A 15,184-nucleotide genomic window follows, 5' to 3' on the forward strand; every position below is an offset into this window, starting at 1 on the left:
GTTAGTCATGTAGGGTGGGTTAAGTCTGCGCAACCCACCAGCACTTAACTCTCCCCCAACCTTCGCCCTCTTCGTGACCTTCGTAGTCGAATCAGACTTCCAGCAGGGTGGCCGAGAGTTGGCTTTGAGCGAGTGGGTGATGTGAATCACAAGAATCGTTCAATGGAGAGCGAGAAGGCTCCGGTTGAAGTCGTGATTTTGACGGAGCCATGTAGGGTGGGTTAAGTCTGCGCAACCCACCAGCATCTACTACATGTTTACTGGAATTAGCGATCGAAAAGGCCTAACTCCCAAACTTCTTCGGCTTCGGAACTCTTCCGCGCTGGGCAGGCTTTTCTTCTCCACGGGCGGCGGCGACAAATTCAAAGGAGTCACGGACTCTTTGTTGTTTCAACAATTTCTTGTGACTGTCGTCACCCAGACGTGCAAAACCTCGTCTGGGCCACCCTGCCGGCTCCCGTTCACCGCTTGGTTCTGTCGCGTTCACGCCGATAGGGTTTCGATCCCGGCATGACATCTGTCGTCCATGCAGTGGATTCGACATGACCGTCGAGCAAATCCAGAAATGCATACCCAATATCTTTGAGATGCGCGCGATCGATATCAAAGAAGTCCCTCCCTACGATTCCCAACGAGTTGATGGTGTCAGCGTTCAGCGGTGCATCGGATTTGTCAAGCGCTGCTATCAATGAGTCAATCGCTTTTCGTACGACACTTTGGCGCTCAGGTGTCGCCGCAGCGAATTCCATTTCGTGAGGGACACATCCGCCAAAATAAATGGATGACGCAAGAAGCCATCGATTTCGTATTTCAGGTGTTGCCGCGTGTTCGCCAAGGTCGTTAGGCTCGGGAAGGTGTAAGGCCAACATTCGTAGCCATAAAGTGAGCATGCCGTCGGTCATCCAGAAGCCGGGCTCGTTGCCGGTGGTGCCTTCCGTAATTGTGACAAACGTGGTTCCCATATGGATTCAGCGACAGAACGTCACGCGTCACCGGGTACGCGCGAAAAAATCAGAACTTCAAAACCGCCTGACTCGCGTGCTCCGGGGCACGCGAGTGTTACCCGCCCGTCATTGGCTAAATGCACCACAACCCAAACGCTTGATCAACAGCGTCACGACCTTGATCGATCACTTTTAGGCACATGGGACAATACAGCATGTCTTCGTACGATTCTAAGTTGGTGATGGCTGAAGAGCAAACGGTACAGTGTTTGCCGCGCCAATCAGTGACATAGTCGTTTTTGGATTCGAGTCCCGCAAGACGCTGTAAGTCCGATTCGAGCAAATCAATGGCATTAAGCATCGGTTTCGATTTGCCCCAATGATCGATTGTGATTGAGCGCATCTTGGCGAAATGTAGTGCCGCTTGGGCCAGCAGTTCTATTTTGGCTTCACTTGAGACCAGAGTCATCCGCTTCGCTATCGACAGGATCGCGCCGTCCTCACGTGAAATCGCGAATGTCGGTGGCGTATCCGGATGATCAAGGTCGAGCATGAGTCTTTGTCCGGTAACACAGAAAATTCATAGGGGTCAGGACTCTTGGTTGTCTCAACAATTTCTTGTGACTGTCGTCATCCAGACGTGCAAAGCCACATCTGGGCCACCCTGCCTAACGACGGGCATCACCGAGCACGAGCGGTTGACTCAGCGCAAGTCAAAACGGCCGATCGAGTGCTTCGTGTGCATGCCATGGTTCTGCCACATTTTAGTGATGGTTCGCGTCCATGTCATCAGGTTCGATGATCGGTGTACCGGCCATGAGTCTGGCCGAGAAGGCATCGAATGATGGGGACAGTTCTCGAAAGTCCTCCCATTGAAGCGACGTTGCGGGAATGTCACCGACAGCACCAGTTCCGTTTTCACGAACATCAATTGCATATAGTTCGCCACATCCATCAGTGCCGAAGCCGAGCAGTCCGGGCGCGAATTCATCAAATCCGTATTCTCGGCTGAATTGCAAAACGTCACGCAACGGCCACATGCACACCAAACCAGAGCCAATTGACTCGATATCCATTTTTACGGCCCCGTGTTGACAGTGAAAATCAACGAACGATTGCGGCATTGTCTTTGGACATGCCGCAAGGAAATCGTCAATCTCAGTTTGGGTTGGAATCAAGGGCATTGGTGGCTTAGTGGCAGAACGACAGCGGTAACGGGGCCGCCGCCAAAAAACTATGATTTCAAATCTCGCGTCATCGCCGGCTCCCGTTCACCGCATTTTTATCCGTCTTTTCGCGCAAGATCAGTGACCAGCAGTGGATTCGATTTGCGATGCAGTTCAATGATCTCTTCGCAAGTTGTGGACTTGTTCATCAGGCTGTCGAGCTCCGACTGCGTGATGCCGAAGGCTTGAATGAAGTCTACGTGACCGTGCGGAGTTTCTGCCGCCTGAAGCTTTGTGTCATGCACGAATGCGAGGCCCACAATGTCAGTTTCATGGTCAGCGCGAATTGGACCGTTGGCAGGAATCCAGTGGTAGTTGTCAAACCATTTGCCAGATTCAAATACGTACCGAGCAAGATTCTGCAATAAGTTGCAGACCCAGATTGGTTCTTCCCTTGGCGGGAGCGAGCTCGCCAATCGAAAAGTCATTTCGAATCCGAACTTGCTGAAATCACCACCCACTGATTCTTCATCGTAGTACAGCGAGGAATATCCGAACGTCACAAAGTGCAAGTGGTCAATGCCCCCATCTTCACACGGATAGGCGCTGATACCGTCAAGTGGATCAGGACCACCAAGACGGTGGCTTATGATGGTCCCCCAGTGCTTGGGTTCGAGGTCACCATACTCGTCGCGCAGGCTGGCATTCAACGAATCCCAACCGGGCGATGAGTCTTCGGCGAAACGTCGCTTGTATTCTTTAAGGTCCATAGACGTGACGGATAACGACCAAGATCAGCCGGTTGCCGCGACTGACGTTCCAATGTGTGCGCAGCCCATCGGCAACTCGGCTGCATCTTTTTGTTACTTGCGTTTTGTGCGTTCAGTATTCGCCGTAGGGCCAGCCTGCCTGCAGTATTTTGCCGTCAGACACAATGATTTTTGCCTCACACGGCTTGTGGTCACCACCTCCGCCAGCCAAAACATTATAAGCGTGAATCTTTTTGTCGCCATCAGTCTTCGTCCTGTCAGCCAGCGACAACAATTCTGCGTAGTCTGCGGAAGGTCTGCCTGCGAGATCATCTTTTGCACTGATGAGCCAACGAATCTCGTTCAGGAGTTCGTCTTGTCGTTCCTCCTGGGCTTGCGTCAGTGAATGGGTCGTCCAGCCGTCAACATCTGGGTTTCGGGTGCACCCGCAGACAGCCACCAGCCACAGGCTGAAGCTGGCTATCGCCATGTAGGTTTGCGGCGAAGGCATTGTGAATGTCCCTTGTTGGTTCCGCAAGACGACAGCCGCCCGGGCAGTATTTGCAAGTAACGGCTAAAATCACGCGGTTGCGGCCAAGTGACTTACCATCAGGAAACGCGCGATCCGCAACTCGCGTGCATTTTTTTGTTCTGTCACGTTTTGGGGAGATCGCCAAAGTCGTCGGCGATCAGTTCGATTTCGCCCGTTTCGTGATCCCACCAGTATACCGAATGCTGTAGCGTGTCGGGATGCTCCGACATTGGTATCAGCACCAGCAAATCACCGCCACCGTTTGCGCCAATCGCCACGGCGTCTGTCGGAAATGCATACCAGTCTTTTCTCGCGGTGGTTGTTTCTCGGTCAATGCTACTGCATGTTCGTTGGATGAGTTTGCGATCGGACTCGTCAAGAATCGGGAATAACTCAAAGTGGTCGATCCGAGTTCGAACAGTGCCACCATTCTTTTGTACCATCGCCGTCACGAATGACGCCGGAAATCGCACACCGAGTTTCTGCTCGGTCTGCCTGATCCATTTTTCGTCAACAGGGAACGGCATTGCAGTGATAGGTTTCCAGTGACAGAACAGGTATTCGACCGCCGAAGTGCGGTAGAATTTTACCGCACTTCGGCGGCGTAGTATGGACGTGTCGAAATTGATTTGTCAAACTGCGAAAATAGTTGCGACGAACCGCTGATGACAACTCCATGCGACTCCGCACTTGGCCTCCATAGTAGGCCGCACTCTTCACAATCGCGACCCGACGTGCGTCCGTCACCTCCAGCCTGACACCAATCGCAGCGGTTAGCACAAACGAGTCCTGCCTCTTTTTCTGACCCGTCGTCGGTATGCCCACCGATGTCCTGGTATCCGAACATATCCTCGGTCATCTCGTGCTCTAGACGCACGTCAATCCGGTGCCCGCTGTGGTCTGCCAAGAACTTCGAAAGCACTTGGTTGAGTTGCTGCCGCGCCCAGTGAGCAGGTTCTTCGGGCCCGCCAATATGGAAAGCAAACGGACGGTAGTTGCAATGGAGCGCCTTACCAAGGAACAGCGACTGTCGGCAGTCGTGGCAGTTTAAGTAGCCGTAAATGCTCATCGCCGTGAAGACCTCTGGTTGCCGAACGGCTAAAATCACTCGGTTGCCGCTAAGAGACTTTGACTTCAGGAAACGCCCGATCGGCAACTCAGGTGCATTTTTTGGTTCGTCCTTGTCTGCTATTCAGGATGATACTTTCCGGACGAAAGTCCATCGAACAACTCAATCGGGTTAGCGGTAAACTTCGCCGCATTCGAATTGCGAACAGCAGCAAGCAGCAAATCTAATTTGGGTTCAGCAAGAATATCGTTCGTGAGCACCAGCAGCCAATCAAAGTGACAGGCCAACTTTGTCACACCGTTTGCAAATTCTTTGTATTCCGTCGGAAGGGCAATCCTGCACGATACTTCCACGATTCTTGCGGTCTCGTAGACAAAATGGATGCGGTTCCCGTTTTCCGATCCCCACATCAGGATCTCGTTCGACCATGAATGATACTGATGTGAAATGGCGTCAACAATCGGCGCCACGTCACAGCCGGGTTGTTGCTGCCATGCCAAATCAAAATCCTCAGCAATCGAGGATTGGGGCAGCGTGCCGTACTTGGCGATCAGTAGACCGCAAGGAAGCAGCCCGAATCGGTACTAATGCACAGCCAAATGGTTGCTCCCTTCGGAGGACGAACGGCAACCATCACCGAGTGGCCGCCGAAAAAGGTTCTATAGTCGAGCGCCGCCGATCGGCCAATTCGGTGCATGGTTTTGTTATCGGACTGTTCGTCAATCCCAGAAGTTGAAGATGATCTCTCCGGACGTGCTTGGATTGTGCACAAGAATCTGATCGTATTCTGAATCCGACATGTCAACAAGCTCCATTTTGTGAGGAGGAATTGTCAAGTCAGAATGGCTAAGTATCGCATAGCCACCAATCTCATTCCAGTAAATGGCGTATTCAGGACGATCAATGAATTTGGCAATCACCTCGCCAACACACATCGGTTCCGCAAATGCGAGCATTGGATAGTGAGCGTTGAAAAGAATCGCGAACCCATCACTATTGGTCTCGAATGTCACACTGGTGAAGTTCTTCTCCGCCGTCCCAACTCTGCGATCGACCCGAACAATTTTTGCAGCTAGTTTTCTGGCGAATGCATAACAGTGATTAAGGAATGCTGATTCGTCAGTAGATGGTGGCGGCGGGTCGAGATAGTAATAGAACCCCGTGATTCCATAAGGCGGGCGCTGCATCTCGTCCTTTCCTGTTTCCGATAACGTTGGGGTTCAGCGGGCACGAGTGGTTGAGTCGCCATTGCGAAAACGGCTGATCGAGTACTCCGTTGCAACCCATTGTTATCGCAATTTTCGATCTTCGAATGCGATGGATTTCAAACAGGCAATGTCGATTGATTGGGCATTTGCATCGTCCGGTTGTTGCACTACGTTCGACTCAATTCCGAATTGAGTCAATCGGCCGTGCAACCATTCCATCTCTGTTCTTGTTCCAGTATACACGACGCCGGGCATGCGGTTTTTCATAGGAGCGACCTCTTCCATGGTCGTGTTCAAATCGCAATGAAGAATCTTGCAGGCTTGAAGTCGTTTTGGGCCTTCGACAGTGATTTGCAATCCCCATCTTCCTGAGGATTCCATGATCTCGTCGCGAATCTCGTTCGGTGGCAGTCCATAGTCGTCGGCTTCAATTGCCATTCCGCAGCTCGCGCACCGCGTTGATTTAAACCATACAAGACTGGCACCAGCAACGGATTGCCCAAATGCAATGGATGCAGCTGCGCCACAGTCAGTGCATTTGTCCGTATGAGTCACCATTGATCGTGTCGATCCGTCGGTTTGATAGCGATAACGTCCCGCATCAGCGGGCGGCGGGAGTAAAGCTTCCATTTGTAAAATCGTCTCCACCGCCGCTCCGTTGCATGCGATGGTTTGCCACAACGTCCTGTGTGACTTAAGGTTATCAAATCCAACCCGCCTTGGCACATGCGGCTGCCGCAATGCCGAGTAATCCGCCAACGAAGTACGCAGTCGATGACAGTGGCCACGCCGTAAACGAACCGTGGAGCAATCGTTTTCGAATCGCGTGAAGCCCCGTCAGGACGAACGCGGATCCAACAAGAATCGGAACTACATTTGGCCAGTTTACAAATACACCCAGAATCTGAAGTAGTCCGAAGAATACGAACGCACCGAAGCAAACGGCTTTCATCGCTGTAATCACAACAAACACTATCCGCTGAGGAGCGGAGGCAGTGTCGATGCCGGAACGCTCAACGCTTGCTGTGCTGGCCAGTGGTGGATCGTAAGGATTCATGTTACCGAACGAGTTGTGCTTGTTGGCGAACGTCACGCGTCACCGGGTACGCGCGAAAAACTGTCAATTTCAAAACCGCCCGATTCGCGTACTCCGGTGCACGCGATTGTTACCCGCTACTTCACCACCCATAATGGCAGTCGTTTCTTAAGTGCGTAGCGAGCAAGTGGAAGCAGTTGGGTAAAAGTTTGGATCTCCATGTCGTCGTCGATTAGATCATCATCGTCAGCATAGTGATGGTACAGTTTATCTAGCGAATCGTCATCCGTCGGAAGATTTAGGGCGTTACCGATTAGTTCAAGTTCGGCAATTAGATTTGACAGGCAGCCGATGTCCAAATTTGTCGCATCGCCCGGGAATTCAAACGTTCCTGTTTCAGTCTCGATCGGGACATAAACGCCACTCCATGCTTCCATCGACAAGAAGTGCGGAATGGCTTCGGCACCGCACGCATCCGCCGCTCGTTGTTGAAGCGTGGACCATCCGGACCAGCCCAATTCGTAGGAGTAACGTTCGTCAGTGGAGTCGTAATCGATCGCGTCACCGAAGTGAGCGCGCAATGTGTCCGCAACGAGAGTGCCATGCGGTTCCGTAAATACAGTCGTCGGTGCAGAAACAGTGAAGACGAGTGCCATGCCAATGGAGTCAGAAAAGGATTTGGTCGGGTAACAGGTATTCGACCGCCAAAGTACGGTAGAAAATTGCTGTAGTTTTGCGGTGTGGCGTGGACTTGTCAATTTTAATGTGCCAGATTCTCCAAAGATCTACGACAGATCGTCTCACACAGTCCCATGCTATACCGCATTTGGCTACCATACTATGCCGCATTCTTCACAATCGCGACCCGACGTGCGTCCGTCACCTCCTGCCTGACACCAATCGCAGCGGTTAGCACAAACGAGTCCTAACCCCGTATCCCCCACCAACGAGCCGGAAGCGTAAGCGACGGGCACTCTAAAGAGATCAACGCCGAAAATTCAAAGGGATCAAAAATTCAAAGAGGCCAGGACTCTTCGTTGTCTAAACGATTTCTTGTGCCTATCCTCACCCAGACGTGCAAAGCCACGTCTGGGCCACCCCCCGATTGTTTGCCGATTTGTCTGCTACGGGCTTCTTCCACTTTCGATCATTTGGAAGTCGTTGCCTTGCTTATGTCTCCATTCTCCCCAAACTACTCCTGTGATCGCAATCGGCAATAGGGTAAGGCTGATCTTCTTGATGTGATCGTCGGTGAACGACTCCAAGTCCAATCGGAATATCCGGGTTTCAGTCAAACCTGGGGGCGCTGTATGCGTCCGTGTAATGTCTAATTGAATTCTCTCAACGACCAGGGTGCCAATCGCCCATTCCCAGTAATCCTCAGCATCGAACGAAACGTCGGCAAGACCGAGGATATCGGCAATCTCCTCCAGCGAGCATGTCGATCTGAACCAGATGTCCGTAATTTCCATTGTATTGCCAGTCGGCAGAACAGGAATTCGACCGCCGAAGTGCGGTAGATATTGATTTGTCAAACTGCGAAACGACTTGCGACGAACCGCTGATTATAACTTCATGCTACACCGCACTTGGCCACCAGACGTTGCCGCAATCTTCACAATCGCGACCCGACGTGCGTCCGTCACCTCCAGCCTGACACCAATCGCAGCGGTCAGCACAAACGAGTCCTGCCCCCTTTTCCTCCCCTGGGCCAACCTGCCATTTTTACCTCCGCAGCAGAAAGATGCGGCTCAGCAATCTGTGAGTGGCACTTACAATCTCACATTAACACCTTTCTGATAAAACATATCAGCCTCGACTGAGGCCAAAGTCTTGGGATGCCAAGCCAGCTCTTCTTCCTGCACCGAGCGGGTAATCATCCGGCCAAGCAAGTATGCATCTCCCACTGCTGAATACTGCCAGAAAGTGGTATCCTGATTCCCAATCTCTCGCTTGAAAATAAGATAGGCCAAGTCGAAGAAAACCCTCGCCCAAAACTTGCGCTCATCTCGCGTGGGAAACTCCCGCTCAATCGCGAACTCATAACCCGGAAAGAACGCGACGCTCCTCTCCCGAAGTCCAGCGATGAAAGGTCTCTCACCATCTGAATCTGCCGTTTTCTCCGCGACCTGCAATCCAAACTCAATCAGCGAATGAAACCGCTGATTGGAGACGTAGAAGAACTGGTCTTGGTAGGAGATGCAACTGGACATATGCGAGAGATACCTGACTTGTGACTCTCTGGATCAAACGCTCTGAAAATACCATTTGCAAGCTGCACATCAATCGAAAAAGCCATTTAGCCATGTAGGGTGGGTTAAGTCTGCGCAACCCACCAGCATTAAATAAATAAACCAGTCGATAACACCTAACTCCCAAACTTCTTCGGCTTCGGAACTCTCCCGCGCTGGGCGGGCTTTTCTTCTCCGCGGGCGGCGGCACCTCGACTTTTACGCCGGCCTCGATTCTTCGGTTCCCGATCGCGCTGGGTCGTCAGGTCTTCATCCGCCTGAATCGCCTGGCCCACCTGCTTCTTGAGTTGCAGAATCCGGTCACGTAGTTGAGCAGCCCGTTCAAAGTCGAGACTTTCCGCCGCCTTGAGCATTTCCGCTTCAAGCTCTGAAATGTATTCCAGTGTGACGTACTCGACCTCGCTTGACTTGCCACTGGCCTGCTGCACAATCTTGTTTGCCTCGGCATCCTCTTCAATCCCTCGCCGGATCGATTTGCGGATGGTTTCGGGCGTGATGCCGTGCTTTTTGTTATACGCCACCTGGAGTTCACGGCGGCGGTTGGTTTCATCAATCGCCAGCTGCATGCTGTTCGTGACCGAATCGGCATACAGATAGACCTCTGCATTAACGTTTCGTGCAGAGCGGCCAATCGTTTGAATGAGACTGGTTTCGCTACGCAGGAAGCCTTCTTTATCGGCATCGAGAATTGCAACCAGCGAAACTTCAGGAATATCAAGACCTTCTCGCAACAGGTTCACACCCACGAGCGTATCGTATTTCCCCTCGCGCAGTTCGCGAATGATTTCGACACGCTCGAACGCATCGAGTTCGCTATGCAGCCAGGCGCAGCGTAAACCTTCTTCGCGGAGATAAGCGGTCAGATCTTCGCAGAGTTTCTTGGTGAGGGCGGTGACCAGCACGCGCTCGTCTTTCTCGGCACGTCCTTTAATCAGCCCCATCAAGTGCTGTACCTGCCCGCGCGAAGGATGAATATGGATGACCGGATCGACCAGTCCGGTGGGACGGATCACCTGCTCGACAATCTCACCTTGCGACTGTTCTAATTCCCAGTCGGAAGGGGTGGCCGATACAAAAATGGCCTGCTTACGGCGAGTCTCCCATTCATCAAATTTGAGAGGCCTGTTATCCAAAGCCATGGGCAAGCGGAAGCCGTGTTCGACCAGTGTCGTTTTCCGCGCATGATCGCCATTGAACATCGCACGAATCTGCGGAATTGTTACATGCGATTCATCAATAAACGTGAGGAAATCATTAGGAAAGAAGTCGAGTAGCGTATAGGGTGGTTCACCAGGCGGCCTGCCAGAAAGGGCTCGGCTATAGTTTTCGATCCCGGGGCAGAAGCCAACTTCGCGCAAAAGTTCCAGGTCGTGCCGGGTGCGGGCATTGAGCCGTTGAGCTTCGAGAAGTTTGCCTTCTTTTTTGAACTTTTCGAGTTGTTCGGCTAATTCCTTTTCGATCTCGGCCACAGCACTCGCGACACGATCTTCCGGGAGGACATAGTGCTTAGCCGGATAAATATAGATCTCTTCCAACGAGCGCACTTCATCACTCGTTACCGGGTGAATGATGGAGAGTTTGTCGATCTCATCTCCCCACAGCTCAATGCGATAGGCAAATTCCTCGTAAGCGGGCCAAACGTCGATCACATCGCCCCGCACACGAAAGTTGGCCCGTTCGGGTGCATGGTCATTCCGGGTGTACTGGATATCGCAAAGTTTGCGGAGCAGTTCGTCTCGATCAATGGATTCCCCCTTACGCAGAGGGATCATCATTTCGAGATAATCTTTGGGAGAACCCAGCCCGTAAATACAACTGACAGAAGCCACCACAATCACATCCCGCCGGCTCACCAGAGCACTCGTCGCGAGCAGACGAAGCCTGTCGATTTCTTCGTTAATCGACGAGTCTTTTTCGATATAAATATCCCGCTGAGGGATATAAGCCTCCGGCTGATAGTAGTCGTAGTAGCTCACAAAATAAGTGACGGCGTTATGCGGGAAGAATTCTTTAAACTCGGCATAAAGCTGTGCCGCCAGCGTCTTGTTGTGAGACAACACAAGTGCCGGCCGTTGAAGCTGCTCGATGACATTCGCCATGGTGAATGTCTTCCCCGAACCGGTGACCCCCAGCAGTGTCTGATTCTTTCGATCGTTCTTCAGGCCTTTGACGAGCGCTTCAATCGCTTTGGGTTGATCCCCTGCGGGACGAAAACGGGAATCTATCTGAAACTGTGGCATAGCTACTTTTCCCCGACTGAGCGATCACCCATCCTACGATTCTCAATCTATTCCAGGCAGTAGAGCCACTCCTGCCGACTGCCGCCCGATTCTTCGCCGACGCGCAGAAAGAGTTCTTTCCCGACGACCGCCGGGCTGGCAAAGGTGCTGTTTCCCAGCGTATTGCGGGCCACTTCTTCATACTTCTGTGGATTCGGCTTAAAGACGTACATCGTCCCCAGTTCATTCGCCCAGTAGATATAACCACCGGCATAGACCGGCGAGGCACTCACGGGCCCTGTTAAGCGCTGCTTCCACATCTCTTTTCCAGTCTCGGCATTCCAGCAGAACATCACACCGTTATCAGTGAGTGCGTAAACGTAGCCATCAATGAGAATCATCGATTGTTCGTAGCATTTCTGGTTGTTCTTCCAGAGCACTTTGCCACTTCCGTCAGCCTTGACGGCAATGGTCTCAGCTTTGGGATAACCGCCGCTGGCGACGACGATATCATCTTCCCAGATCATGGTGCCGCAGGTGGCCATGGTGGTTCCGGGAGTGGACCAGAGGAGTTTCCCGGTGGTGGGGTTATAAGCAGAGATTTTCTCCTGGCCGCTGATGAGAAGTTGATCTTTCCCCGCGACATGGGCAATCACGGGCGATGAAAAGGTCAACATGCCGGCGCGTGGTGTTTTCCATAATGGTTTGCCGGTCTGGCGATCGAAGGCTGCAATAAAGCTCTCCCCTTCCCATTCAGCCGAGACGATCACCGAATTCTGGTAGAGCAAAGGTGAAGGTGCATAGCCATACTCGAAACGCATGGGCTTAAAGCGACCAGCAAACTTCCGCCAGCTCACTTTGCCGTCGAGTGTCAACGCGATCAATTCGACTTGATCGTGATGATAAAAGGAGATGAAAAGTCGCTCACCATCGCAGGCAATCGTGGGTGAAGCCTCGGTGTTTTTGGGATGATTGTTCTCCGGGAAAGCCCCGCGATTGACCTCAGTTTCCCAGAGCTTTTTCCCCGTGTTTCGATCAAACGCAATGACAGAGTGAATCTGTGCCGCTTCGTCAGCCGTCGGCAAAAAGACTTTGGATCCCACGACGATAGGGGAGCCATGTCCGCGGCCGGGAACCTGTGCTTTCCACTTCACATGATTGCTGGCACTGAACTCTGTGGGAGGTTGAGCATCCGGCTGAGCGTAGCCATTCCGGCTCGGCCCGCGCCACCATGGCCAGTCAGTTTTGGGACTCAGCTTAGGAAAGTCAGCAATGCCACGATCTTCAGCATCAACAGGTGTCGATGCGAAGAGCCCCAGGCCACAAATTGTCAGTAACCAAAGGTGGGGTACAAAAGCTTTCCACAAATTCATGTTTATCACCAAAGAACCTTTAAGCAGGGAAATGAGGAGGAGCAGGGAAATGAAAAGGTCAGGTTTTCCTGAAGGAGACCAGCAATTTTGGGCGAGCGTGGATCTCTCGAAATCTAAGGTGACGCAGTGCGCCCGGCAACAGTCATTTTTTCTCCCGGAAAGATTCATCTGCTTCGCGAGGGAAAACGTATTGTCAGCAAATCAGAGCCAATCTGCCAGAACATACAGCAAAAGCGGACTTTCGCTTGATGGAAATTCAGCACATGGAACGACTTGTTGTAAGGTTTTCCGCTTCAGCGAGTAGCCCTTAACAAGCATTGTCGTGGAACTGAATTGACCTGAGTGACCTGTGGTGAACCTGAGAATCAATGGTCATGCCGGGATTTTTGATAACCAACACCAGGTTGATGGCTACTGAGAATGATGAATCGCTGGTCACAATCGCCCTGATGGGCAACATCAAAACCTGATGGGCAAGATCAAAAACAGTGCGAATGGACCAGATGAACTGAACTTTTCCTGAATCTGCGGGTCAGAGGTTTCACTCGCAGTGTTCAGAACGACGGCTGACGGGAACTTGCTACGGGCGGACAGATTTCTGCCTGGCTGGCAATCCCGAAAGCCCGACACCCAAGAAAGCTCGATATCTCTGAAAAGCTCGACTTTTCCAAGTCATGGAGAATTCTGGGCCACGTCCGATCTGGGTTGATGCAGCCGACTATCATTCAGGCAGCCAGCTCAGAACTTCGCTGCATGGAACACGGCTTAACGGATCAAGATGAATACATACATTCGTCGGCCTGCTGCTCGAACAGGTTGGCATAGAAGATAGAAATGGATTGCCAGATGACCCCTCCTGCCGCACCGCAAATTTCCTCACAACCCGATTGGCTCAATAACCGTACCGACACCTGGCAGGCCGCCATCAAGCTGGAACAGGTGGCGCGCAGGGAAGTGGTTGACCAGATCCAGCAAGCCAGGACGCGGAGAGTCCAGCAGACCATCGTGCTGTTTCTGGCCGCTGTCGGATTAATCTCTGCTGTGGTCTGGCTCGATACGAACGCTGCCGTTAAGGCGAACACTGCCAGTAAGACTCAGGCGGTCTTGCCCTCCACAGCAGCAAATCAGGCTGTAGCGCCATCGGCCAATACGGAAGCGATGCTCACCCGTCCCGTCCATACAGAGCCACGAGTCACATCGTCGGTGACAACTGCTGTGGGGACAAGTGCCGTGGGGATCAGTGCTCAGGCTGGATTGTCGATGGATCCTTCCGCTCTGACGGCACACTAAGACACCATTCGGATCGCTTATTCTCGGAACAGTGTTTCGAGGTCAAAACTGTGTTTCCAGCCTAGTAGGGCAGACTCCCGCCTGCCGATTAGGTTTACCGCACCCTTTGGACTCAATCCAGAAAGACAGGCACCCACGAGCCCGCCCAACACGTCTCAGCTTTCTCCACCCGTCATGCACTTCATGCCCTTCGCGGCTGGGTGGCTGGGGTTCTTGACTCCTTCTCCCGTTCCGACGGGAGAAGGCCGGGATGAGGGGAACTCGCACTTATGGAGCGTGCGATCAACAAGCGGCTTCATCGCAGCACACTCTTCACCTTATGCCACGCCGAGACAATCACCGCACCTGCGGCTGGGTGGCTGGGGTCAAACGTCCTCGTTTGCCCCCAGGACATTAGACTTCGATTGTCCCTGGCGAACTTTCTCAACTGCCATGAAGCATGTTTTCAGAGACTCACAATTTCCGAGCACATGGACAGCCATATTCCACGGATTCACAGGCAACATTCACGCCCATACCGGCTCGATCTGAGTTCGTCGGGCGTCCTGTAGTGGGTCATTCAGGCCAACTGTCAACAGCATTTATCGCTTTTAATCATCCCTAAATTTCTCGCAAGCTGTCTGCTTTCTCAGAGAGAAGCATCGATTCTTGCCCCGAAAACACATAGAATTTCGAGCACTGGCGGTGGCGACTCGATCTGAGTCGAACTTGCCGACATCTCTGAAGGATGGACCGGGTGCTTCAGAATTCACCGATTACACGAGTCAGCCTGCTGCTCCGCCTGAGGGATACGGCAGACCACTCGGCATGGCAGCAGTTTGCAGAACTGTACGGCCCTGTCATCTATCGCTTTGCTCGCGGACGTGGACTTCAGGATGCTGACGCCGCCGATGTGATGCAGGACACGCTCAGGTCAGTTTCTAACGCAATCGGTCGTCTCGACTACGATAGCGCGAAAGGAAGCTTCCGAGGGTGGCTATTTACTATTGCCAGGAACAAGATTTTCAACCTGCTCTCTTCGCGGAAAAACAAGCCGCGGGCGGCTGGTGACACAGCAGCCCACGAGTTGCTGCAAGCCACCCCTTCCGACGACAACAGCCTCGAAGAGTCCTGGGAAGACGAATATCGCCGCAGGCTGGCTGGCATTGCGATTGAACGCATCAAAGGAGAGTTCCAACCCAACACCTGGGAAGCCTTCTGGGGGACAGCCGTCAACGGAGAATCCGCGACGGATGTGGGTGAGCGGTTGGGAATGTCCAGTGGTGCTGTCTATGTTGCCAAAAGTCGCGTGCTTGCCCGTCTCAAAGAGCAGGTTCAGCGGTTGATCGATGAAGAGGATCAGTAGT

The 15,184-nt window shown here is 52.6% G+C and carries 16 protein-coding genes; 2 read left to right on the forward strand and 14 right to left on the reverse strand.

Translation table 11 applies throughout. The annotated features are described in order from the left end of the window. Window positions 1–461 precede the first annotated feature (461 nt). From PLIM_RS04990 to PLIM_RS05065, 14 genes are all read right to left on the reverse strand, one after another. The gene (locus PLIM_RS04990) at window positions 462–962 is read right to left on the reverse strand and encodes a hypothetical protein (protein ID WP_013109241.1); all 501 of its coding nucleotides are present in this window, start codon (window positions 960–962) and stop codon (window positions 462–464) included. Between the two features lie 115 nt (window positions 963–1,077). Then, a complete protein-coding gene (locus tag PLIM_RS04995; protein ID WP_013109242.1) occupies window positions 1,078–1,497 on the reverse strand; it encodes a hypothetical protein in 420 nt (139 codons plus the stop codon). A 211-nt stretch (window positions 1,498–1,708) separates the two neighbouring features. After that, the gene (locus PLIM_RS05000; protein ID WP_081440211.1) at window positions 1,709–2,128 is read right to left on the reverse strand and encodes an SMI1/KNR4 family protein; all 420 of its coding nucleotides are present in this window, start codon (window positions 2,126–2,128) and stop codon (window positions 1,709–1,711) included. A 98-nt stretch (window positions 2,129–2,226) separates the two neighbouring features. Beyond that, a complete protein-coding gene (locus tag PLIM_RS05005; protein WP_013109244.1) occupies window positions 2,227–2,880 on the reverse strand; it encodes a suppressor of fused domain protein in 654 nt (217 codons plus the stop codon). Window positions 2,881–2,992: 112 nt separating this feature from the next. Continuing rightward, entirely contained in the window at window positions 2,993–3,370 is a 378-nt protein-coding gene (locus PLIM_RS05010) for a hypothetical protein (RefSeq protein ID WP_013109245.1), read from the reverse strand. A 143-nt stretch (window positions 3,371–3,513) separates the two neighbouring features. Continuing rightward, complete coding sequence (locus PLIM_RS05015) at window positions 3,514–3,918, reverse strand: SMI1/KNR4 family protein (RefSeq protein WP_013109246.1); 405 nt, start codon at window positions 3,916–3,918, stop codon at window positions 3,514–3,516. A 661-nt stretch (window positions 3,919–4,579) separates the two neighbouring features. After that, a complete protein-coding gene (locus tag PLIM_RS05025; protein WP_041401153.1) occupies window positions 4,580–4,960 on the reverse strand; it encodes a hypothetical protein in 381 nt (126 codons plus the stop codon). Window positions 4,961–5,179: 219 nt separating this feature from the next. Continuing rightward, window positions 5,180–5,647 carry a hypothetical protein gene (locus PLIM_RS05030; RefSeq protein ID WP_013109249.1) on the reverse strand — a complete coding sequence of 156 codons (468 nt, stop codon included), beginning with the start codon at window positions 5,645–5,647 and terminating at the stop codon, window positions 5,180–5,182. A 102-nt stretch (window positions 5,648–5,749) separates the two neighbouring features. Next, window positions 5,750–6,316: a hypothetical protein gene (locus PLIM_RS05035; protein ID WP_230849401.1), complete on the reverse strand. Its 567-nt coding sequence runs from the start codon at window positions 6,314–6,316 to the stop codon at window positions 5,750–5,752. A gap of 525 nt (window positions 6,317–6,841) precedes the next feature. Further along, complete coding sequence (locus tag PLIM_RS05045) at window positions 6,842–7,360, reverse strand: hypothetical protein (RefSeq protein WP_013109252.1); 519 nt, start codon at window positions 7,358–7,360, stop codon at window positions 6,842–6,844. A 468-nt stretch (window positions 7,361–7,828) separates the two neighbouring features. Beyond that, on the reverse strand, window positions 7,829–8,176 hold the full coding sequence (locus PLIM_RS05050) for a hypothetical protein (protein WP_013109253.1): 348 nt from the start codon (window positions 8,174–8,176) through the stop codon (window positions 7,829–7,831). Between the two features lie 300 nt (window positions 8,177–8,476). Beyond that, window positions 8,477–8,917, reverse strand: coding sequence for a hypothetical protein (locus tag PLIM_RS05055; protein WP_013109255.1), 441 nt, complete (start codon window positions 8,915–8,917; stop codon window positions 8,477–8,479). Window positions 8,918–9,072: 155 nt separating this feature from the next. Then, a complete protein-coding gene (uvrB, locus tag PLIM_RS05060) occupies window positions 9,073–11,196 on the reverse strand; it encodes an excinuclease ABC subunit UvrB (RefSeq protein WP_013109256.1) in 2,124 nt (707 codons plus the stop codon). A gap of 47 nt (window positions 11,197–11,243) precedes the next feature. After that, complete coding sequence (locus tag PLIM_RS05065) at window positions 11,244–12,548, reverse strand: outer membrane protein assembly factor BamB family protein (RefSeq protein ID WP_041401155.1); 1,305 nt, start codon at window positions 12,546–12,548, stop codon at window positions 11,244–11,246. Window positions 12,549–13,394: 846 nt separating this feature from the next. On the opposite strand from PLIM_RS05065, the gene PLIM_RS05070 reads away from it, so the two are divergent. Further along, window positions 13,395–13,838: a hypothetical protein gene (locus tag PLIM_RS05070; RefSeq protein ID WP_013109259.1), complete on the forward strand. Its 444-nt coding sequence runs from the start codon at window positions 13,395–13,397 to the stop codon at window positions 13,836–13,838. A gap of 727 nt (window positions 13,839–14,565) precedes the next feature. Beyond that, on the forward strand, window positions 14,566–15,183 hold the full coding sequence (locus PLIM_RS05075; RefSeq protein WP_041401158.1) for an RNA polymerase sigma factor: 618 nt from the start codon (window positions 14,566–14,568) through the stop codon (window positions 15,181–15,183). Window position 15,184 lies beyond the last annotated feature (1 nt).

It is taken from the genome of Planctopirus limnophila DSM 3776, from assembly GCF_000092105.1.
GTDB lineage: Bacteria > Planctomycetota > Planctomycetia > Planctomycetales > Planctomycetaceae > Planctopirus > Planctopirus limnophila.